Origin of the sequence: Intrasporangium sp. DVR (genome assembly GCF_040365325.1) — a bacterium.
Lineage (GTDB): Bacteria > Actinomycetota > Actinomycetes > Actinomycetales > Dermatophilaceae > Intrasporangium.
Window position 1 is genome coordinate 22,092 of sequence record NZ_BAABZW010000006.1, and the last position, 20,107, is coordinate 42,198.

Below are 20,107 nucleotides of genomic sequence, written 5' to 3' on the forward strand. Positions count from 1 at the left end.
GACCGACCCTATCTGCTCGAGCTGCCAATCGGCGCCGCGTCAGGCAGCGCACTCCGTGCAGATCATCATGCCGTTCGTCTCCTTGGCCAGCTGGCTGCGGTGGTGGACGAGGAAGCATCGCGAACAGGTGAACTCGTCGGCCTGCTTGGGCAGGACCCGGACGGAGAGCTCTTCACCCGAGAGGTCGGCACCGGGCAGCTCGAAGCCCTCGGCCTGCTCGGTCTCGTCGACGTCCACGCTGGACGAGCTCTTGTCGACGCGACGCGACTTGAGCTCCTCGATCGAGTCCTCGCTCAGGTCGTCGTCGGTCTTGCGTGGCGCGTCGTAGTCGGTTGCCATCTGTGCCCTCTCAGTGCTGCTCGTGCTCCGGCCCTGGCCCGGAGACCCCACCCGCATGTCGTGTCGCGAGAACGTCCCCGCGCTCCCGCTTGTTCCCGCGTCATCGGTAACGCTGCGAACATCGCGAAAACATGCCGCGTGCGCGGATTGTGCCCCATCCGGCGGCTGGTGTCACTTCGTTCGGCAAAGAGTCTTGCGGCCCGGTCGATGGATGGCCTTCAGCTGCCGTTTCCGGACGAACAGTTCACCACCTCTTTGCCAAACCTGTACCTGGACCGGTGCAGGCTGGGGTCCCGACGTCGCGGTAGGGTCTGCGAACCCGACCGACCTTCCACCGGCCAGGAGGTGCCCCATGACCGAATTCGTGGACCAGATCCGCGTCCGGGTGCTCGACGCACTCGACGACCTCGCCCGAGCCAGGGCAGCGGGTGACGACTACCGGGTCCAGATCCACACCGGGGAGCTGGAGTCCTTCGCCCGTCTCGCCGCCGCCAACGACCTGAGGGTCCCCGAGCTCGAGCCCTTTCAGGCCGCCTGACTGAGGCAACCACAGATCACGGGCCGTATTCCGCTGAGCCAGCTCAGCGGCATACGGCCCGTTACTGCGTGGCGGGGTCGAACAGCGCCTGCACGGGCTGCACGAGTGCCGGTCCCGCGGCAACGGTGAGCGCCTTGCCCGGGCGGTGCCCACGCCGGCCCAGCACGACCCCGCCCGCCTCCTCGACGATGACCCAGCCGGCCGCCAGGTCCCACGCGTTGAGGCCGGACTCCGCGTAGGCGTCGACCGAGCCGTCGGCCACGCGGACCAGGTCGAGCGCCGCGCTGCCGATGCGGCGGATGTCGCGAACCTGCGGGAGAACGCTCCTGAGCACCTCGGCCTGCCGGGCGCGAACGTCGGCGTCGTATCCGAACCCGGTCGCGAGCAGCGACCGCCCCAGACGTTCCTCCGTCGACACCGCGAGCCGGCGCGCCCGGGTCGGGGACCCAGGGGCTGGCGCGGACTCCGGAACGGTCCACGCGCCGCCACCGCGCCGGGCGTGGTGCACCAGCTCGCGGGAGGGGTCGGCCACCGCACCGGCGAGCGCTCGCCAGCCGCCCTCCGTGCGCGCGTCGCCGGTGACCACGGCGACCGAGACCGCGTAGGCGGGGATCTCGTAGAGGTAGTTCACCGTCCCGTCGATCGGGTCGATGACCCAGGTGAGGCCGGACGTCCCCAGGACGTCCGCACCCTCCTCCCCCAGGATCCCGTCGTCCGGGCGGGCGCCCCGGATCAGCCGGTGGAGCAGCTCCTCGGACCGCTGGTCCATGATCGTGACGACGTCCGTGTCGGTCGTCTTGGTGGCGGCGACTCCCACCTGCTGCGGACGCTCGTCACGGATGAGGCGAGCCGCGGCGACCGCCAGGTCGACGCACAGCCGCTCCAGCTCCTCGAGAACTGCGGACGACGGCTCGGCGGGGTCGAGGTGCTCGTCGGTGACCACGTCAGTCCTGCCCGCACAGAGCGGGCCGTGGGCTCCGCAGGTTGGGGCAGCACCCGGCAGCGCAGACGGAGGGCATCCGGCCCTCGAGGTCGGCAACGGCTTCTCCGCGCGCCTCCGCGGCCCGCTCCGCGACCGCATCGACGAGGTCGGCGACGAAGACCGGATCGGTCCCGGGTGTGGCCGCGCGGACGAAGCGCAGTCCGAGGTCACGCGCCGTCGCAGCGGCCTCGGTGTCGAGGTCGTAGGCGACCTCCATGTGGTCGGAGACGAAGCCGATCGGCGCGGCCACCACAGCAGTGCGGCCGGCGGCGGCCAGCTCCCTGAGGCGGTCGTTGACATCGGGCTCCAGCCACCGCTGGTTGGGTGGACCGGAGCGCGAGCAGAAGACGAGCTCACCGACGAGGTCGCGACCCAGCTCGGCGTTCGCGGCGTCCGTGAGGGCCGAGGCGAGAGCGAGGTGCTGCCGCTGGTAGAGGTGCCCTTCGCCGTCCCCCGGCCCCGAGGTCGCGTCCATGCCCTCCGGGATCGAGTGGGTGACGAACAGCAGAGCGATGTCCTCGTCCGGTGTCCCCTCGAGGGTGCGCAGCGCCTCGACCACCTGGACCTCGTTGGCCCGGCGGAACCCGGCTCGAGGTGCGTACGGGGCGATCTTGTCGATGGAGAGCTTGAGTCCCTCGGCCGTGAGCTCCTCGACCGCCGCGGCGAGGTCCTCGCGGTACTGCCGGCAGGACGAGTACGACGAGTAGGCGCTCGTCGTCACCGCGACCAGGCGACGCATGCCCATCGCGTGGGCCTCGCGCAGCGCGTCGGTGAGGAACGGCGCGCTGTTGCGGTTGCCCCAGATCACCGGGGTGTCGTCACCGCGGGCGTCGAGCTCGGCCCTGAGGGCACCGATGAGAGCGCGGTTCTGGTCGTTGATCGGGCTGCGTCCACCGAAGAGGAAGTAGTGCTGGCCCACCTGCTCCAGTCGATCGTCGGGGATCCCGCGACCCGCCGTGACCCGCCGGAGGAACGGCACGACCTCCTCGGGCGCCTCCGGTCCTCCGAAGCTGAGCAGGAGTATGGCGTCATATGGGTGCATGCCTGGTCGCTTTCATGTCGATGTGCCCGTGGTTCGAAGGGGTCTGGGGGCGTTGAGGTCGAGCCGGACCGCGACGATGCGAAGGCCGAAGACGAGCGCCACGGCGCCCCAGAGGACCCAGTCACTGAGCGCCCCCAGCTCGCCGGCCACGACGACGACGACCGAGCCGACGGTCGCGGGCACGGCGTAGAGCTCCCGCCGAAGCACCTCCGGCACCTGTCCGGCCAGAAGGTCCCGGATCACTCCGCCACCCACCGCCGTGGTCACGCCGACGAGGACGGAGGCGATCGGGGGCACGCCGAAGGAGACGGCCTTGAGGCTGCCGGCCACGGCGAACGCCGCCAGCCCGACCGCGTCGAGCGCGCGGACGAGCCGCGAGATGCGCTCGACCCCGGGGTGGTAGACGAACGTCACGAGCCCACCGAGGGCAGCGGCCGTGAGCAGACGCCAGTCACTGATCCCCACCGGGGGGACGTCTCCGATGAGGACGTCGCGCAGGATCCCGCCGCCCAGGGCAGCCGCGACGGCGAGGACGAGGACGCCGAAGAGGTCGAAGCCCTTCTTGACCGCCACGAGCCCCCCGGACAGCGCGAAGACGAACACGCCGGCGAGGTCGAGGGCGAGTTGGGCCGAGTGATAGGACGGGGTCAGCATGCCAAGGCAAACGGTACCTGCGCGGCGTGGTCGCTTTTGCCGCATCGGCTGCGGTGGCATGCTCGACACGCAGGCAGCCGGACGATCTCCGGCTGACGACCGACCGGGAGACCCCACGCATGCAGGACCTCAGGCTCATCGGCGTCCATGAGGACGGAGTGCACCTCCTGCTCGCCGACGACGAGGGAAACCGCTACCGGGTGCCGTTGGACGAGTCGCTGCGCGCGGCCGCTCGCCGGGACCGGCCGAGGCTCGGTCAGCTCCAGCTGGAGATGGAGGGTGGCCTGCGCCCCAAGGACGTCCAGGCCATGATCCGCGCCGGGCTGACGGCCGAGGAGGTCGCCGAGCGTGCCGGCTGGACGGTCGAGAAGGTCCACCGCTACGAGGTGCCCATCCTCGCCGAGCGCGAGCACGTCGCTGGCCTCGCCCGGCAGGTTCGGCTGCGTGGCCGCGGCTCGCACGGCGCCGCCTCGACCCTGGGCGCACGCGTCTCGGAGCGGCTGAGGTCCCGGGAGCTCGACCCCGACGCGACGCGATGGGACTCGCGCCGCACCGAGAGGGGTGTCTGGACCGTGGTGGTCCTCTTCAACGCCGGAGGTCGCCAGCGGGAGGCGGCCTGGGACTTCGACCCGCTGGCCCGGACCGTCGTCGCCCGCGACGACGAGGCCCGGTGGCTGAGCGAGGACGAGGACACCCAGGGGCCCGGCCCCGTGCCGGCGCCCCACCTCGCTGCGCTGGCGGGCCCGGGCCACGTCTACGACGTCGAGGCCGAGGGCGGGATCTCCCCGCGCTCGCGCGGCGCGGCGGCAAGACCGGCCGAGCCGATTGACCTCATCGAGGCCATGCGCGGGCGAAGTGCACAGCGCGGCCGGCCCCGCCGGAGCCGCGGCGCGGATGTTCCCGGCATCGACGCGGCCCCGGAGGAGGCGCTTCCCCTGGAGGACCTCGCCCGCACCCCGGCGCCCGGCGAGATGCCGCCAGGCGCACACGGCCACCCCGAGGACGACGCGCTGGCGACCGGCCCGGCAGGAGATGGCGGCGCGAGCGAGTCTCTCGACCGGGAGACCCCCGTCACGGGCACCAAGCCGAGGCCGGCCCGACGCCGGCGACGGGCCGGCTCCAGCGGCGCCAACCAGTCGGGCACCCGCGACGGCGGTGACGGCGGTGACGGCGCGGACGCCGGCCCCGAGACCGGCCCCGAGACCGGCGACGACGGCCAGGACCCGGCACTGGACACCAGCCTGCCGCCCACCAAGCGCCGGACCGGCCCCGGCCGGAGCGGGACCGTGGCTGAGACGCAGCCGCTACCCCAGGGCGACGGCGCACCCCGGGAGCCGAGGCGATCCACCAACCCGGACAGGCCGGTCCGGTCGGCCCGGGGGGGCCTGGCGGCGCAGCCGCCCCCGGGTCGCGGGGACCACACGCTCGGCGAGCTGGGTGACGACCCACCCGCCGACGAGGTGACCTCTGCTCGACCCGTGCCACAACCGCCGTCACGGCGCCCGTCAACCCGCAAGTCGGGCCGCCCGAGTGTCCCGAGCTGGGACGACATCATGTTCGGCCGAAAGGGCGACTGAGCCGACCCGCGGTCGCCCGGACAGTGGCGCCGCTACTCCGACTGGGTGATCGGTCGCGGGGGAAGCGCGCAGACGTCCAGGTCGAATGGCAGCACCTCAGGCGACAGGGACGCGGCTCGGGCCGCCTGGGCCGTCATCCGACGCATGTAGTGCCGGCGACACAGCACCTCGTACTCCACGAGCCCGGCACGGCCGGACTGGGTGTCCCCGACGACGACCTGCTCGCCCTCGACGACCATGACCCCGTCGACGACGCGCGCATTCGTCGTCGCCTTCCGACCGCACCAGCACAGCGCCTCGACCTGGAGCACCTGAACCCGGTCGGCGAGCTCCAGCAGTCGCTTGCTGCCCGGAAAGAGCTCGGTGCGGAAGTCAGCCGTGATGCCGAAGGCGAAGACGTCCACGTCCATCTCGTCGACGATCCGGGCGAGCTGCTCGACCTGGGCGGGCGAGTAGAACTGGGCCTCGTCGCAGACGAGGTAGTCGACCTGCCGTCCTGCGGTGGCGCACTGGACGACGGCGTCCCACAGGTCGAGGTCGTCCGACACCTCCAGCGCCGCCCTGGAGAGGCCGAGCCGTGACGAGACGACGTTGCTGCCGGCGCGGTCCATCTTGGTGAAGATGAGCCCGACGCGGCCCCTCGCCGCGTGGTTGTGGTCCATCTGGAGGGCGAGGGTCGACTTGCCGCAGTCCATGGTCCCGGAGAAGAAGACGAGCTCAGCCACGGTCGCCAACCTTAGACGCCCCGGCGGGGAGGCACGACGACGACCGGCACGGCGAGCTCCGCGTCGCTCGTCGACCCGTGCAGGCCGAGCAGGCGGACGATCTGGGCGCGCATGAGCCCGCTGTGCACGACGGCGAACGAGTCGTTCATCGCAATGACCACGTCGCCGATGCGGCCGGCGACGCGCGTCTCCACGGGGCCGAACCATCCCTCCTCGACCAACCGCTCGCGGGAAAGGACCCGGGCACGGTCCCCGACTCGCTGTTGCCAGGCCTGCGCCACGTCGGTGGCGGCACCCTCGAGGGTGTAGAGCTGGAGGCAACGGGGCTCGCCGCCCAGGTGTCGCACCCCTGCCATCAGGTCCGGCTCGTTGACGAGGTCGAGCCGGTTGGCGTGGGGGATGTCGACCATGCCGTGATCTGCGGTGACGACGACCATCGTGTCGTCCGGCACCGACCGCGCCAGCGACGCGAGGGCCCGGTCGACGGACTCGACCTCCTCCCCCCACTGCCAGGACTGGCTCCCGTGCACGTGGCCCACCTTGTCCACCTCGCCCCAGTAGAGGTAGACGAGGGCGCGGGGGGTGGCCCGAACCGCGGCGACGGCGGCGGCCACCCGGTCGTCGAGCGTCCGTGCGGCGGTGAAGCGCGCACCGCGGAGCGCGGCCGTCGTGAGCCCGGACCCCTCGAAGTAGTGCGGACCGACCATGGTGACCTCCACCCCCGCACCGGCGGCAGCCTCGAAGACCGTCCCGTGCGGTTGCCAGAGCTCGGGGTCGGGACCGTCCTCCCAGGACAGCTCGTTGACGAGCCGGTCCGCGATCGGGTCGAGCACCTGCATGCCGACGAGCCCGTGTGCGCCCGGCGGCAGGCCGGTGCCGAAACTGCCCATGGACGTCGCCGTGGTGGTGGGAAACCCGCAGGGCACGCGATGTGCTCGCGGCAGGTGCTCGCGCAGGAAGGGCGCGTGACCACTGCGTTGCCGGAGCAGGTCGTGGCCCAGCCCGTCGACGAGCACGACGACAGCGCGCCGCACCTGCGGCATCCCGAAGACGTCCGCTCCCGCATAGCGGCGGACTCCGAGCCGGTCCGCGACTGAAGGAAGGACCGATGCCAGGGTGCCCTGGGACCAGTCGAGCGGAGCCGTCGGCCCTGAAGTCGGCTGGGCCGGTGCGGCGGCCGACCGGTCGGGCAGCGATCGCGGCATCGAGGCGCCTGCGCTCATCCGCTCCTCACGTCCCGGAGGACCCGCCGATGGCGCGAGACAGGTGGCGCGCAAAGCCGAGGGCCTGCCCCACGGCTGCCTCCCCGTCGGCCGCCGCGCTGATCCGCAGGGAGATGTCGTCCGAGGCCACCGTCCCCTCGAAGCCGTGGTCGGCGGTGCAGTCCGGGTCCCCGCACTGAGCGGGAAGCAGGTCGAGGCGGCTGACCGCTCCCCATCCGAGCGTCAGGGTGATGTCCCTCGACGGGCTGGCCTGCACGAACGACTCCGGCTCGGTCACGACATGGGTCACCATGACGCCACGGACCGCATCGAGCGGCACCGTCTCGGTCGTCGCTGTGGCGGTGGGCTGGGCCCCCGGCTCTGCATGGTCGTCGGCATGCGCGATGACGAGCCGCCGGGCCGTGACCACCAGCACCGTCACGTGGCGACGCACCGTGTCGTGGTCGAAGGTGGTCTCCTGGTGCACCAGGTGGGACACCACCTCCTCCCCCGCGAGCGCGGACTCGACCACGTCGCAGACGAGCGCCGGGTAGTAGCCGGCCCGGGTGATCGCCGAGGTCAGGTCCTCCGGGAGGGCCCGCTCGGCATCCTGTGTAAGGCGTCGCATGGATGACATCCTCGCATCCAACCGGACCCACGCGGCCACCGTCCGCGTCGGGCCGACCAGGAAAGCGGCTCAGGTGAGGGAACGACGCCCGGTGTCCTTGCGCACGAGGGCGGGGCTGATGACCACCTCGGCGCCGAGCGCGTCGACCCCGCCGGTCCACGCGTTGACCGGGTTGAGCTCGATCGACGCGAGCTCGGGCAGGTCGTCCTTGAGCACCGAGAGTCGGGCGATGAGGTCGGCGAGCGCAGCACGGTGCACCGGGGCGGCACCCCGGTGGCCGGCGAGCAGGGGTGCGGCCCGGACACCGCTGATGAGGTCGGTCACGTCGACGTCGGTCAGGGGTGGGATGCGGTGGGCGATGTCGCCGAGCAGGTCGGTCGGAGGGCCGGCGACCGAGAAGCTGATGACCGGCCCGAACAAGGGGTCCTCGGTCGCCTTCAGGACGCACGAGACACCGGGGACGGCCATCCGCTGGATGACGAAGCGATCCGCGCCGAGCGGCCCGAGCCGCTCGGTCAGCGACGCGTGGGCGTCGCGAACGGCATCGGCATCCCCGAGGTCCCCCCGGACCCCCGCGAGTCCCGGCTGGTGCCGGACCACGGGCGAGGTCGACTTGAGGATGACGGGGTAGCTCAGCTCGTCGGCGGCGGCCACGGCATCCTCGGCGCTCGATACCTCGATCGCCGGCCAGGGCCGGATGCCGTAGGTGTTGAGCAGCTCCCGAACCTCGTCCCGGGTCAGGGGGCGCCCGTCGGGGCTGGCCGCGAGCCACCCGTCGAGCAGCTCGGAAGCGCGCGCTCGGTCGATTCCGACCGGTGCGACGGGTTGGCCGCGGTCCCGGGCCCGCCACTGCGCGTAGCTGGTCACCGAACGCAGGGCCCTGATCCCGTCCTCGGGCATGGCATAGGAGGGAACCGATCGCTCCTGGCCGTCGAGACCGGTGTAGCGGAGGCCGCCATCGACACCTCGCATCCCGAGGAAGGTCGCCACGCAGGGCTTGTCGTGCCTGGCAACGACGGTGCGCACTGCCAGGGACACGTCCTCGTCCGGTGTGACGAGCGGTGGGATGAAGGCCGCGACGACGCTGTCGACCTTGGGGTCGTCGAACGCGGCATCGAGCGCCTCGGCGAACTCCTCGGCGGAGGCCTGCGGGAGCAGGGAGACGGGACCGTGGGTCACCTGCAGTCCCCAGCTCTCGGCGGCCGATGCGCTCAGGGAGCCGAGCGCATCGGAGTTGCCGACGATTGCGATGCGCTCCCCCTTGGGCAGGGGCTGGTGCAGGGTCAGCTGCGCGACGTCGAAGAGCTGGTGGACGTTCTCGACGCGGATGACGCCGGCCTGCCGGAGCAGCGCGTCGAAGGCCTGCGGTGGGACGTTGGGCGTTCGGGTCCGGTGGCCGGGCGGCACAGCGTACTGCGAGACCCCGGACGAGACGACGATGACCGGCTTGACGGAAGCGAGGTGCCGCGCGATCCGGGAGAACTTGCGCGGGTTGCCCATCGACTCGAGGTAGAGGCCGACCGTGGTCGTGTCCTGGTCGTCGATCCAGTACTGCATGAGGTCGTTGCCGGAGACGTCGACCCGGTTGCCGGCCGAGGCGAAGATCGAGATGCCGAGCCCCCGTCGGGCTGCCGAGGCGAGGACGGCGATCCCGAGTGCGCCGCTCTGGGCGAAGAGGCCGAGACACCCCTGGTCGGGGATGACCGAGGCCAGCGTCGCGTTGAGCCGGACCCCCGGCTCGTTGTTGATCAGCCCGAAGCTGTTGGGCCCGACGACCCGCATCCCCGCGCCCCGGGCGCTGGTGCGGAGCCGCTCCTGAAGGCGCGCACCCTCGTCGCTGCTCTCGGCGAAGCCGGACGACAGCACGAGGAGGGCCCTGACCCCGGCCCGGCCACACTCCTCGACGACCTCGACCGTGTCGGCCGCAGGGACGACGACGACGGCGAGGTCAAGCGGACCGGGGGCGCTCGCGATCGTCCGATAGGCCCGGAGACCCTGGATCTCCTCGGCCTCGCGGTGGATCGGGTACAGCTCACCCTTGAACCCGGCCCGGATGAGGTTGCGCAGGACGAGGGCGCCGATCGAGTCCTCGCGACGGCTGGCCCCGATGATGGCGACCTTCTCGGGGAAGAGGATGGTGCGCATGCTCCGGGACTCCGCACGGTGCTCGCGGGAGAGCTGGACCGCCTTGGACTGCTCGGTCGGCAGGATGTCGAAGGAGAGTCCCACGACACCGTCCTCGATGTGGCTCGAGACCTCGTAGCCGGCGTCCTTGAAGACCATCAGCATCTTGCGGTTCTGCGGGAGCACCTCCGCCCGGAAGCGCGTGATGCCGACCTCGGGGGCGATGGCGGCGAGGTGCTCGAGCAGCACCGACCCGATGCCCTTGCCCTGCATGTGGTCTGAAATGTTGAAGGCGACCTCGGCGCTCGCCGCGTCGATCCGGTCGAACCTCCCGACGCCGATGATCTCGCCGTTGAGGATGGCGACCAGGGCGACACGGTCGTGGTAGTCGACATGGGTGAACCGGTGGACGTCGCGGTCGCTCAGCTCACGCAGCGGCGCGAAGAACCGGAAGTAGATCGACTCGTCGGACTGGCGGTTGTGGAACTGGCGCAGCAGGTCGGCATCCGCGGGCCCGATGGGCCGGATGTGGCACACCGTCCCGTCCCGCAGGACGACGTCCGCCTCCCACTCGATCGGCGGCCGCGGCCACGACTCGTCGCCGACGACGCCACCCTGGGCGCCGGGACCGACCACCTGGGACGCCGACGGCATCTCGCTGCCTCCCACCATGGGGCCATCGTTTCACGAGCGGGGCCACCGCGTCTGCGACGGGCCGACTCACCCACAGGTGTCGCGCCACCCGGTCCCACCGGTGCGAGGCTGGGCGCATGGAGTTCTCCGACGTGGTGCGCCGCCGGCGCATGGTCCGCCGGTACGACGCACGTCGGCCGGTCCCGCGCGAAGTCGTCGAACGCTGCCTCGCGAACGCCGTCCGGGCACCGAGCGCCGGCTTCAGCCAGGGCTGGGACTTCCTCGTGCTCAGCGACGAGCCCGAGCGCGAGCTGTTCTGGAGGACGACCACGACGCCGGACGCTCCGAGCGACACCTGGCTCAGCGGCATACGGCAGGCTCCTGTGCTCATCGTCTGCCTCGCCGACAAGGAGGCCTACCTCGACCGCTACGCCGCGCCGGACAAGGGATGGACGGACCGCGACGAGAGCCGCTGGCCCGTGCCCTACTGGGACGTGGACACCGGCATGGCGGCCCTGCTCCTCCTGCTCACGGCAGTGGACGAGGGACTCGGTGGCCTCTTCTTCGGTGTCCCCGCCACCCGGCACGACGCGGTGAAGGCCGCGTTCTCGGTGCCTCGAGACCGGCGCATCGTGGGTGTCGTGTCGATCGGTCATCCACGCCCGGGGCCGAGAAGCCCCAGCCTGCGACGGCCACGGCGTGGCCTCGCCGACGTCGCCCACTGGGGGCGGTTCGGTCGACGGCGCCCCGACGACGGGCGGGCGCCGCTCCCGGACCCTCCGGCGGCCACTCCTGGGTGAGCCCCGAGGGCGGCCCCGGACCACGGGGCGCTCTCGACGTGCCACGCCGCGGCGTGGCACGTCACGCCCGCCCGGCGCGGTGCGCGAAGATGGGGTGTTCCCCCGACCGCGACAAGGAGCCCGACCCGGCATGGCCCGACGCACCCCCACCACGCCTCCCCCTGAGGACTTCGAGGAGAAGATCGTCGGGATCGACGTCGAGGAGGAGATGCAGAACGCCTTCCTCGAGTACTCCTACAGCGTCATCTACTCGCGCGCCCTGCCCGACGCCCGGGACGGCCTCAAGCCGGTGCAGCGGCGCATCCTCTACGGCGCGAACGAGCTCGGGGTACGCCCCGACCGGGGCCACGTCAAGAGTCAGCGCATCGTCGGCGAGGTCATGGGCAAGTACCACCCCCACGGCGACACCGCGATCTACGACGCGCTGGTGCGCATGGCCCAGCCGTTCACCCTGCGACTGCCCCTCATCGACGGGCACGGCAACTTCGGATCGCTCGACGACGGCCCTGCCGCAGCGCGCTACACCGAGGCGCGCCTCGCCGAGTCGGCCCTCCTCATGGTCTCGTCCCTCGACGAGAACACCGTCGACTTCGTGCCCAACTACGACGACACGCAGTACCAGCCCGAGGTGCTGCCCGCGGCCTTCCCCAACCTGCTGGTCAACGGCGCCTCCGGCATTGCCGTGGGCATGGCGACCAACATGGCTCCGCACAACCTCGTCGAGGTCATCGGCGCGGCGCGGCACCTCATCGCCAACCCCTCCAGCTCCCTCGACGAGCTGATGAAGTTCGTGCCCGGGCCAGACCTGCCCGGCGGCGGCCGGATCATCGGTCTGGACGGGATCCGCGACGCCTACCTCACCGGCCGCGGCAGCTTCCGCACCCGCGCGACGGCGCGGATCGAGAACATCACCCCCCGCCGCAAGGGCATCGTCGTCACGGAGCTGCCCTACCTCATCGGCCCCGAGAAGGTCATCGAGAAGATCCGCGACCTCGTCCAGAGCAAAAAGCTGCAGGGAATCAGCGACCTCAAGGACCTGTCCGACCGCGCCAACGGCCTGCGCCTGACCATCGAGGTCAAGAACGGCTTCAACCCTGAGGCGGTGCTCGAGCAGCTGTACCGGCTCACGCCGATGGAGGAGAACTTCGGCATCAACAACGTCGCCCTGGTCGGCGGCCAGCCGAGGACCATGGGCCTCAAGGAGCTCCTCCAGGTCTACGTCGACTTCCGCACCGACGTGGTTCGGCGGCGATCCGAGCATCGTCTCGCCAAACGGGAGGAGCGCCTCCACCTCGTCGAGGGTCTGCTCATCGCCATCGTCGACATCGACGAGGTCATCCAGGTGATCCGATCGAGCGACGACGCAGCGACGGCGAAGACGCGGCTCATGGAGATCTTCGACCTGTCCGACCCGCAGGCCACCTACATCCTCGACCTCCAGCTGCGTCGCCTGACGAAGTTCTCGCGGATCGAGCTGGAAGCCGAGAAGGACGAGCTCGAACGCCAGATCGAGGAGCTCCGAGCCCTGCTCGACAGTGAGAAGCTGCTCCTCAAGCTCGTGTCCACCGAGCTGGCCGACGTCGCCAAGAAGCACGGAACACCCCGTCGCACGGTCCTCCTCGAGAGCTCCGGGCAGGCCAGGCAGACCGCCGCAACCCCGCTGGAGGTCGCGGACGACCCGTGCTGGGTGCTCCTGTCGTCCACCGGTCTGCTCGCCAGGACCGCCGGGGCCGAGCCGGTCGCCGCGGACGGCGCCCGGTCCCGGCACGACGCGCTGGTCGGGGCTGTCCTCACGACGGCCCGTGGCGAGTTCGGGCTCGTGACGACCGCGGGACGCATGGTCCGCCTCTCCGCCCTCGAGCTGCCCACCCTTCCCCCCACCAACGGCGCACCGAGCCTGGGCGGCGGCGCGCCGCTCGCCGCCTACGTCGACCTGGGAAAGGGCGAGGACCCGCTCACCATCGTGCCCCTCGGCGCCGACGCCCCGGTGGTCGCACTCGGCACGGCCGCCGGCATCGTCAAGCGGGTCACCGCCGACGCCCCGAAGGGCGCCGACTGGAGCCTGATCAACCTCAAGGACGGTGATCGGGTGGTCGGTGCGGGCCTTGCCGACCGCGACGACCTCGACCTCGTCTTCATCACCAGTGACGCGCAGCTGCTCCGTTTCGCAGCGAAGGCCGTGCGCCCCCAAGGTCGCTCCGCGGGCGGCATGGCCGGGGTCAAGCTCGGGCCGGGGGCACGTGCAGTCTTCTTCGGGGTGGTCGACCCGGCCGCGGACGGTCTGGTCGTCACGTCGGCCGGTTCCTCAGGGGCCCTACCCGGCACGGAGGGAGGCTCCATCAAGGTGACCCCGTACACCGAGTACCCGCCCAAGGGACGCGCCACGGGTGGCGTCCGTTGCCATCGGTTCCTCAAGGGTGAGGATACGCTCGTCGTCGCGTTCGCCGGCAACACGCCCGTCCGGGCGGCCGCCGCCAACGGTGTCGCCCTCGAGCTCCCGCCGGCGACCGGCCGACGAGACGGGTCGGGGACCGCGAGCACGGCTGTCATCGCCTCCATCGTCCCCCCGCCCCCGCGCGCATGACCCCCGGCCGGTCCGACTCCGCGCCACCGAATCCCGGTGAGCCGGACATCGGTCGGCACCCGGCCACGGCGGGAAAGGGGACGTCGGCTGACGATGCGTGCTCGGTGCTCTGGGAGCTCGACGGCACCAGCGCCTTCGGCACGAGCGCCGAAGCGGCGTTCTTCGTCGTCCTCGAGCAGTCCGGCCCGTGGGGCCGGGTGGCCGCCCTCGAGTCGCACCTGGGTGCAGAGCTCGGCGCCGAGCTGGACGGCCGCTGCGCGCATGCCGGCGGGCGCTTCATGCTCATGCGTCGTCCCGGAGGGCATCCCGACCGGGACGGGCCACGCCGTGTGCTCGTGGCGCACGCCGGGGCCCGGGCCGACGACGGCTGGCTCCTGGCGGCTCGGGTGGACCGGCCCGGCGAGCTCCTCGCGCTCGACTGGACGGCGCTGGCCAAGGGTCACCGCGAGCTCGTCCGGGCTTCCCTTCCCGCGGCGCAGGACGCGCCGCCACACCTGCTGATCTGCACCAACGGACGCCGCGACGTGTGCTGCGCCGTCCGCGGACGCCCACTGGCGGCCGCTGCGGCGGCGGCCTCGAGCGAGGCTGCCGAGCGCGTCTGGGAGGTGTCGCACACGGGTGGACACCGGTTCGCTCCCACGGCTGTGCTCCTGCCCTGGGGACAGGGCTTCGCTCGGCTCGACGAGGCGGCCACCGGGTTCGCCCTCGCCGCCAGCGACACGGGGCACGTCCCACGTGAGCTGCTCGGCGGACTGCACGACCGAGGGCGCTCAGCCCTCCCCGGACCGGCGCAGTGCGCGGAGTCGCAGGTTCGTGCGCTGAGCGGCGAAACGCGGCTCGGGGCACTCTGGGCGCTGCCTGCCGGTGGCGCCGATGGAGCTGAGGGTGGCGCCGAGGGTCGCGCTGCAGGTGCTGACGATGCGGCCGAGGTTCGGGTCGAGCACGAGGACGGCCGCGCATGGCGGGTGCGCGTGCACCGTCGCAGGCAAAGCCGGCAACGTCCCGAGTCATGCGGCAAGGCGCCGGTCGACGTCGTGGAGTACGTCGGCGAGGTCGTGGCCGGTCCAGGCGTCCCCACCACCGGCTGAGCGACCGCGTCCCGGGCGGTCACCAAGGACGCGGGTAGCTGCCCGTCCCGCTCTCCGGTGCGTCACGGTCCTCGGCGCCCCGCCGCTCGTTGCGCTCAATGGTGTTCTGGCGTTGCTGCTCCCGCAACGCGTCCTCCTGCTCCGGACCGGGCACCAGCTCTGGGTCCGGGGTGGGGGTCGGCTTCGGATCCGGCTGGCTCCCTCCTGGAGTGGGTTGCTCCTGGTCGCCCGGTTCTGGCTGGTTCTTCTCCTCCATCCGCTGCTCCGCCTCCCGCAGCTGCTCGCCCGTGTCATCGCCCTGCGGTGCGTCGCAGAGCGGGGGGCGCTCGCGCGTCGTGGCCAGCCCCTTCTCGTAGAACTGCCGCCACTCCTCGGCGCGTCCCCGCGCCTTCGACTGGTCCCCCAACGCCTCGTAGGTCAGGCCCAGGTTGACCCGGACCTGACACTCATCGAGCCCGCCCTTGGGAACCTCATCGAGCGCATCCTCGAAGAAGGGCCGAGCCAGCCCGAAGTGGCCGCTGAGAACGTGTGCATCACCGACGGCGAACGGGGCGCGGAACCGTTCGACGGCATTGACCCAGCCCTGCCGCTCAGCCCAGCCGAGGGTGCGCGCCTTCTCCCCCGTCTGGTACGACGCCAGCGTCTGGGTGTGCACCGCGTTGAGCGTGAGCAGGCGCAGGGCGACGAGGAGGACGAGGAAGACGACCGGGGCCGACGCGAGGAGCAACCGGCGTCGGTGCACCGTGCGCACTGGCGTCCACGTGCGCGTCGGGCCCGCCGACTCCCCTCCCCCTGGTCTCTTGGGTGGCAGTGGGGTGGGCGTCGTCAGGGCGCTCATCGCCTCGCCTCCCGGCGCCGGCGGGACTCGGCGAGCCCTGCGAGGGCGAGTCCGAGCTCCCACACGGCGAACCCGGCAACCCCGATGAGCAGTGGCCAGTAGAGCTCCCGACGCGCACCGAGGCGTGCGCGCGCCAGGGCCTCGTCGGAGCCGTAGCGCGCGACGTCGACGCCATCGACAGCAGGCAGGACTGACTCGCCCGCGACCCGATGCAGATAGGCCAGGCCGAGCTGTGACGCGACTTCGCGGAGGCGTCCCTCGTCGATCCTGGACAGCGCGTCGGCGCCCGTCGCGGGATCCTGGATGTAGGACGGCGATTCGTCATAGCGAGCGCGCGTCGATTTCATCCGACCTCCCTGCGCCGTGCCGTAGCCGAGGACGGCGCCACCCTGGATGAGCCCGGCTGGCACCGTGAACGGCGGTGGCTGACCGGCCGCGGTCTGCTCACCGTCGCCGAGGTAGAAAACGATGCGACCGCGCTCCGGATGCCGCTCGGCGGACTGCTCGAGCAGGATGGTCAGACGCTCGTTGGCAGCAGTCACGGATGATCCCGACGAGTACTCGGACGGCTCGGGGAGCACGGTGGCCAGAGCCGCCTCCAACGCCGTCGTGTCGGTCGTCAGAGGAAGCCGGACCCGGGTCGCCTGGTCGAACGTCACGATCGAGTAGCGAGCTCCCGACAGCGCAAGAGCGAGGTCGGCGATGTCGCCGCGGAGTCCGACGAGGCGAGGCGCGGAGCCCCCCCAGTCCTCGGCGATGATGCTGCTCGTCGTGTCCACGACGAAGTAGACGTTGAGGTTGGCCGCCGTGGCCTGCCCTTCGTCGCCGGGCACCCCTGGCCGCACGACGGCCACGCCGAGGAGCACCACGGCCGCGGTCAGCCGCCAGGGCCCCGCGAGCGGTTGCCCGTGGGGCCGGCGAGTCACGGGATGCCACCAGATCCCGACCAGCGAGCACGCGACGAGCACGGCCAGGATCCAGGCGGGTGCGACAGGGAGGAAGGTCACGTTCCCCGCCTCCTGCTCGCGACGACAACACCCAGCAGACCCAGCCCGGCGAGGGCGACCGGAACGTCCGGGCTGTCGCTCAGCAGCCGCCGCGCAGCCGCATCGATCAGCGTGGCCTCTTGGGCGGCAACGGCCGCCACGATGCCGTCCACGGCGGCACGGTCGCTCATCGCGTAGTAGTCGCCGGCAGTCCCGCGAACGAGATCGCGCATCTCGACCGCCTGCTCGTCCTGCCCTGACTCCTCCGGGTTGAGTCCGTAGACGCGAACGCCGCGCAGCTTGGCCAGCTCGATGGCCTCTTGCAGCTGGAGGATCGGTCGGCCGGCGAGGTGGTTGTCCGTCGCGAACACGACCGATCGCGCCCGTCGCGTGTCGACCCGGTCGAAGCTCGCCACGCAGCTCGCCAGGCCGTCGCCGATCAGGGAGGTGCCCAGCCCGTTGAACGTTCCCGCGAAGAAGTAGTCGTACTGGCGGTCGCCCAGCAGGGCCTGGAGGGCGATGTGGAGCTCGCCCCGGATGAAGTCGTAGTCGTCGGTCAATGGGAAGACAGTGGCGGCAGAGGAGTTGAAGATCACCAACCCGATGCGTTCGCCCTCGAACTGGGTGACCAGGCGCGAGAACGTCCGCATCAGCTCGGCATCGTAGGCCGCCATCGACCCGGAGATGTCCAGGCAGAGCATGATGTCCCGACTGCGGGTCTCCGGCCGCTCGACGGTCACGTCCACCGGACGGGCAGCGCCTACCAGGGCGGCACCTCCGAGCAGCACTGCGCTGAGCGAGAGCAGGGTGAGGCGGACTCGATGGCGGCGGAGGGCGCGGCGGTACTCCGGGAGGTCTGTGAGCAGATCGGAGTTGGCAACGGCGACAGCCCTCCCTTGCCTCCGCCTCGACACCAGGAGACAGAGGACGACGGCCGCGGCCAGCGCGAGGAGCCCACCGACGGTCACGAGGGCGGGATACCTCAGCTCCATCTGGAGACGACCTCCTTCGCGACCTGGGCAGCGCCGGCGACCGACTGGGTCTCGCGGGGGGCGAACTCGCCGGGGTAGAGGACGCCCACCACCCGGGACACGGGGCTCAGACGCTCCCCCGAGCTGGTCAGATCCGTCAGCGTCATCGTGGGCGCCCTGATGCCCGAGACCTCTTGGACGAAGTGGCGCACGAGCACGCTGACCTGCTGATGAGCCCGACGCTGGGTGATGGCCCCGTCATGTGCCTGGGCGACGACGAGGTCGATCTGACGCGCGTAGTCGGCGCGGATGCGGCTGAGCCGGTCCGGTGTGATGCGCCGGGGGACCACGACCGGCCTGGCCCGGGTCGCCCACCAGACCCAGACGTACCACACGAGCACGACCCCGAGCAGGGCAATCCCGATCCACACCCAGTGCCCCGAGTAGGGGGCGGGCGGGTAGAAGCCCGGTGGCGGGGCGTCAGCGGAGCGCACGGCGTTGTCTCTCGAGCAAGGTGAAGACCGCCAGGAGGACGTCGTCACTGCCCCCGACCCGGGTGTGGTTGATCCCGGCGCCATCCAGCACCGTGTCGGTGGCCCGGGCGCGAGTTGCCACGGCCTCGGCGTAGGCCGCCCGAACCGTCGCGTCGGTCCGGACCAACGACGGGATGGCGTAGTGGTCGGCGACGTCCACCGTCGGGCGGGCAGGGTCGATGGTCGTGGGGTCGACGTCCTCCACGGTGATCCAGAGGATCTCGTGCTGCACCTGGAGACGCCGGAGGAGGTCGGCGAGTGCAGGGTCGAGCTCGCGGTCGTCGGCGACGATGAGCAGGAGTAGTCGACGACGGACGTTGCGCACGAGCCAGCGCAGCTGGGTGGCCAGGTCGCTCGCGTCCCCGTGCAGCGTGGTTGCCGTGTCGATGGCGCGCAGCAGTCGCTCGAGGTGTGCCTCACTCCCCCGCAGGTCATGGGCCACCGTGCCCTTCGCGTCGCCGCGGACCAGGCCGACGAGGTCACCGTGGCGTTGCGCCAGGTAGCCGACGAGCCCGGCGGCCGCAATGGCCACAGCCTTCTTCGGCTCTCCGCTCCGAGCTGCTGCCGCCATACCCCGGCCGGTGTCGACCACGAGCATGAGGTTCTGCTTCCGCGTGGCGACGTAGCGGCGGACGAGCGGAGAGGTGTGACGGGCGGTTGCCTTCCAGTCGATGTCGCGAACCTCGTCGCCGGGAACGTAGTCCCGCAGGTCGTCGTAGTCGAGGCTCCGGCCGTGGAAGACGGAGGCGAACTCCCCCTCGAGGAGGTTGCGGGAGCGCCGTCGCGCGTGCACGAAGAGCGTGCTCTTCACCCGGGTCAACAACGGCGTGGTCATGGCGTGTGCGGCCCCCGTCACGGGGTGCGAATCCCGCCCACCATGGCGTCGATCACGCGCTCGACGGGAAGATCGTCGGCCACCGCCTCGAAGCCGAGGATGACGCGGTGCCGGAGCACCCGATGGACCAGCGCCTTGACGTCGTCGGGCACGACGTGGTTGCGCCCGTCGATGAGGGCCCGGGCGCGGGCAGCGCTGGTGAACGCGATGCTGGCCCGGGGGCTCGCCCCGAACTGGACGTAGGAGGCCAGCTCCGGGCTGATGTAGTCGCCGGGGTGTCGCGTGACGTAGCCGATGCCGACGATGTAGTTGATGATCGCCGGGTCGATGTAGATGCGGCCGACCAGCCCTTGGAGGCGCTTGACGTCCGCGATGCTGACGACCGGCTCGGACGGATGGGTGAAGATCCCCGAGTCGATCCGGCGCAGCACCTCGGCCTCCTCGGCCGGCGACGGGTAGTCGAGCACGTCCTTGAGCATGAAACGGTCCATCTGCGCCTCGGGGAGCGGGTAGGTGCCCTCCTGCTCGATGGGGTTCTGGGTGGCGAGAACGAGGAAGGGGTCGGGCAGCAGGTAGCTGCGGTCACCGATCGAGGTCTGGCGCTCCTGCATCGCCTCGAGCATCGCCGACTGGGTCTTGGCGCTGCTCCGGTTGATCTCGTCGAGGAGGACGAAGTTGGCGTGGACCGGGCCCAGCTGGGTCTGGAAGGCCCCGGTCTGCTGGTTGTAGACCTGCGTGCCGACGATGTCGCTCGGCAACAGGTCGGGCGTGCACTGGATGCGGTGGAAGGTCCCGCCCACCGACTGCGCAATGGTCTGGGCGGCGGTGGTCTTGGCGAGACCGGGGACGCTCTCGAGAAGCACGTGACCCCCCGTCAGGAGGGCAACCAGCAAGGTCTCCTGGAGCCGGCCCTGGCCCACGACCCGGCTCGCGAACGCCGCCGCGATCTCCCTGATCGCCGCTCCGGCCCACTCGAGCTCGCCGGGCTCGAGATAGCGCATCGGGGCGGGGGAAGCCGGGGTGTCGAA

General features: G+C 71.5%; 19 protein-coding genes. 5 read left to right on the plus strand and 14 right to left on the minus strand.

What is annotated here, in order from left to right; translation table 11 throughout:
• Positions 1-39 precede the first annotated feature (39 nt).
• Positions 40-339 (minus strand): DUF4193 domain-containing protein, encoded by a 300-nt coding sequence (locus ABWV20_RS07475; RefSeq protein WP_013492762.1) that lies wholly within the window; start codon positions 337-339, stop codon positions 40-42.
• Between the two features lie 352 nt (positions 340-691).
• Here ABWV20_RS07475 and ABWV20_RS07480 point away from each other — a divergent pair, with 352 nt between their 5' ends.
• Positions 692-877 (plus strand): hypothetical protein, encoded by a 186-nt coding sequence (locus ABWV20_RS07480; protein WP_353354235.1) that lies wholly within the window; start codon positions 692-694, stop codon positions 875-877.
• A 61-nt stretch (positions 878-938) separates the two neighbouring features.
• On the opposite strand, the gene ABWV20_RS07485 is transcribed toward ABWV20_RS07480, so the two are convergent.
• The 3 genes from ABWV20_RS07485 to ABWV20_RS07495 are packed head-to-tail and all read right to left on the minus strand — an operon-like array spanning position 939 to position 3,555.
• The gene (locus tag ABWV20_RS07485) at positions 939-1,820 is read right to left on the minus strand and encodes an inositol monophosphatase family protein (RefSeq protein WP_353354237.1); all 882 of its coding nucleotides are present in this window, start codon (positions 1,818-1,820) and stop codon (positions 939-941) included.
• Between the two features lies 1 nt (position 1,821).
• The gene (locus ABWV20_RS07490) at positions 1,822-2,901 is read right to left on the minus strand and encodes a ferrochelatase (RefSeq protein WP_353354238.1); all 1,080 of its coding nucleotides are present in this window, start codon (positions 2,899-2,901) and stop codon (positions 1,822-1,824) included.
• A gap of 12 nt (positions 2,902-2,913) precedes the next feature.
• Positions 2,914-3,555, minus strand: coding sequence for a trimeric intracellular cation channel family protein (locus tag ABWV20_RS07495; protein WP_353354239.1), 642 nt, complete (start codon positions 3,553-3,555; stop codon positions 2,914-2,916).
• A 119-nt stretch (positions 3,556-3,674) separates the two neighbouring features.
• Here ABWV20_RS07495 and sepH point away from each other — a divergent pair, with 119 nt between their 5' ends.
• Positions 3,675-5,132: a septation protein SepH gene (gene sepH, locus ABWV20_RS07500; RefSeq protein ID WP_353354241.1), complete on the plus strand. Its 1,458-nt coding sequence runs from the start codon at positions 3,675-3,677 to the stop codon at positions 5,130-5,132.
• 32 nt (positions 5,133-5,164) lie between these two features.
• Here the strand turns inward: sepH and ABWV20_RS07505 are convergent, their stop codons facing one another.
• The 4 genes from ABWV20_RS07505 to ABWV20_RS07520 all read right to left on the minus strand — a co-directional run bounded on the left by ABWV20_RS07505 (position 5,165) and on the right by ABWV20_RS07520 (position 10,483).
• Entirely contained in the window at positions 5,165-5,857 is a 693-nt protein-coding gene (locus ABWV20_RS07505) for a thymidine kinase (RefSeq protein ID WP_353354243.1), read from the minus strand.
• A gap of 11 nt (positions 5,858-5,868) precedes the next feature.
• Positions 5,869-7,080: an alkaline phosphatase family protein gene (locus ABWV20_RS07510; RefSeq protein ID WP_353354244.1), complete on the minus strand. Its 1,212-nt coding sequence runs from the start codon at positions 7,078-7,080 to the stop codon at positions 5,869-5,871.
• A gap of 7 nt (positions 7,081-7,087) precedes the next feature.
• The gene (locus ABWV20_RS07515) at positions 7,088-7,687 is read right to left on the minus strand and encodes a DUF5998 family protein (protein WP_353354246.1); all 600 of its coding nucleotides are present in this window, start codon (positions 7,685-7,687) and stop codon (positions 7,088-7,090) included.
• A gap of 69 nt (positions 7,688-7,756) precedes the next feature.
• Positions 7,757-10,483, minus strand: coding sequence for a bifunctional acetate--CoA ligase family protein/GNAT family N-acetyltransferase (locus ABWV20_RS07520; RefSeq protein ID WP_353354248.1), 2,727 nt, complete (start codon positions 10,481-10,483; stop codon positions 7,757-7,759).
• A gap of 98 nt (positions 10,484-10,581) precedes the next feature.
• On the opposite strand from ABWV20_RS07520, the gene ABWV20_RS07525 reads away from it, so the two are divergent.
• The 3 genes from ABWV20_RS07525 to ABWV20_RS07535 all read left to right on the plus strand — a co-directional run bounded on the left by ABWV20_RS07525 (position 10,582) and on the right by ABWV20_RS07535 (position 14,916).
• Positions 10,582-11,244: a nitroreductase family protein gene (locus tag ABWV20_RS07525; RefSeq protein WP_353354250.1), complete on the plus strand. Its 663-nt coding sequence runs from the start codon at positions 10,582-10,584 to the stop codon at positions 11,242-11,244.
• A 130-nt stretch (positions 11,245-11,374) separates the two neighbouring features.
• Positions 11,375-13,828 carry a DNA gyrase/topoisomerase IV subunit A gene (locus tag ABWV20_RS07530; RefSeq protein ID WP_353354252.1) on the plus strand — a complete coding sequence of 818 codons (2,454 nt, stop codon included), beginning with the start codon at positions 11,375-11,377 and terminating at the stop codon, positions 13,826-13,828.
• Between the two features lie 104 nt (positions 13,829-13,932).
• Positions 13,933-14,916 carry a ferredoxin family protein gene (locus ABWV20_RS07535; RefSeq protein ID WP_353354253.1) on the plus strand — a complete coding sequence of 328 codons (984 nt, stop codon included), beginning with the start codon at positions 13,933-13,935 and terminating at the stop codon, positions 14,914-14,916.
• 19 nt (positions 14,917-14,935) lie between these two features.
• Here ABWV20_RS07535 and ABWV20_RS07540 read toward each other — a convergent pair whose 3' ends face one another.
• From ABWV20_RS07540 to ABWV20_RS07565, 6 genes are read right to left on the minus strand one after another with little or no spacing between them, the layout of a single operon-like run.
• Entirely contained in the window at positions 14,936-15,754 is an 819-nt protein-coding gene (locus ABWV20_RS07540) for a hypothetical protein (RefSeq protein WP_353354254.1), read from the minus strand.
• Positions 15,751-16,761, minus strand: coding sequence for a VWA domain-containing protein (locus tag ABWV20_RS07545; protein WP_353354256.1), 1,011 nt, complete (start codon positions 16,759-16,761; stop codon positions 15,751-15,753). The genes ABWV20_RS07540 and ABWV20_RS07545 overlap by 4 nt, the downstream gene beginning before the upstream one ends.
• Positions 16,758-17,732: a vWA domain-containing protein gene (locus tag ABWV20_RS07550; RefSeq protein ID WP_353354257.1), complete on the minus strand. Its 975-nt coding sequence runs from the start codon at positions 17,730-17,732 to the stop codon at positions 16,758-16,760. Before ABWV20_RS07550 ends, ABWV20_RS07545 begins: the two co-directional genes overlap by 4 nt.
• The gene (locus ABWV20_RS07555; RefSeq protein ID WP_353354258.1) at positions 17,723-18,205 is read right to left on the minus strand and encodes a hypothetical protein; all 483 of its coding nucleotides are present in this window, start codon (positions 18,203-18,205) and stop codon (positions 17,723-17,725) included. The genes ABWV20_RS07550 and ABWV20_RS07555 overlap by 10 nt, the downstream gene beginning before the upstream one ends.
• Entirely contained in the window at positions 18,192-19,079 is an 888-nt protein-coding gene (locus tag ABWV20_RS07560) for a DUF58 domain-containing protein (RefSeq protein ID WP_353354260.1), read from the minus strand. The genes ABWV20_RS07555 and ABWV20_RS07560 overlap by 14 nt, the downstream gene beginning before the upstream one ends.
• A 17-nt stretch (positions 19,080-19,096) precedes the next feature.
• Complete coding sequence (locus ABWV20_RS07565) at positions 19,097-20,080, minus strand: AAA family ATPase (RefSeq protein ID WP_353354413.1); 984 nt, start codon at positions 20,078-20,080, stop codon at positions 19,097-19,099.
• Positions 20,081-20,107 lie beyond the last annotated feature (27 nt).

Excerpts from the sequence above, each read along its gene's own strand:
- ABWV20_RS07530 (WP_353354252.1), top strand. The coding sequence starts at position 11,375 with ATGGCCCGACGCACCCCCACCACGCCTCCCCCTGAGGACTTCGAGGAG.
- ABWV20_RS07520 (WP_353354248.1), bottom strand. The coding sequence starts at position 10,483 with ATGGTGGGAGGCAGCGAGATGCCGTCGGCGTCCCAGGTGGTCGGTCCC.
- ABWV20_RS07550 (WP_353354257.1), bottom strand. The coding sequence starts at position 17,732 with ATGGAGCTGAGGTATCCCGCCCTCGTGACCGTCGGTGGGCTCCTCGCG.
- ABWV20_RS07510 (WP_353354244.1), bottom strand. The coding sequence starts at position 7,080 with ATGAGCGCAGGCGCCTCGATGCCGCGATCGCTGCCCGACCGGTCGGCC.
- ABWV20_RS07475 (WP_013492762.1), bottom strand. The coding sequence starts at position 339 with ATGGCAACCGACTACGACGCGCCACGCAAGACCGACGACGACCTGAGC.
- ABWV20_RS07560 (WP_353354260.1), bottom strand. The coding sequence starts at position 19,079 with ATGACCACGCCGTTGTTGACCCGGGTGAAGAGCACGCTCTTCGTGCAC.
- ABWV20_RS07495 (WP_353354239.1), bottom strand. The coding sequence starts at position 3,555 with ATGCTGACCCCGTCCTATCACTCGGCCCAACTCGCCCTCGACCTCGCC.
- ABWV20_RS07515 (WP_353354246.1), bottom strand. The coding sequence starts at position 7,687 with ATGCGACGCCTTACACAGGATGCCGAGCGGGCCCTCCCGGAGGACCTG.
- ABWV20_RS07565 (WP_353354413.1), bottom strand. The coding sequence starts at position 20,080 with ATGCGCTATCTCGAGCCCGGCGAGCTCGAGTGGGCCGGAGCGGCGATC.
- ABWV20_RS07540 (WP_353354254.1), bottom strand. The coding sequence starts at position 15,754 with ATGAGCGCCCTGACGACGCCCACCCCACTGCCACCCAAGAGACCAGGG.
- sepH (WP_353354241.1), top strand. The coding sequence starts at position 3,675 with ATGCAGGACCTCAGGCTCATCGGCGTCCATGAGGACGGAGTGCACCTC.
- ABWV20_RS07480 (WP_353354235.1), top strand. The coding sequence starts at position 692 with ATGACCGAATTCGTGGACCAGATCCGCGTCCGGGTGCTCGACGCACTC.
- ABWV20_RS07525 (WP_353354250.1), top strand. The coding sequence starts at position 10,582 with ATGGAGTTCTCCGACGTGGTGCGCCGCCGGCGCATGGTCCGCCGGTAC.
- ABWV20_RS07490 (WP_353354238.1), bottom strand. The coding sequence starts at position 2,901 with ATGCACCCATATGACGCCATACTCCTGCTCAGCTTCGGAGGACCGGAG.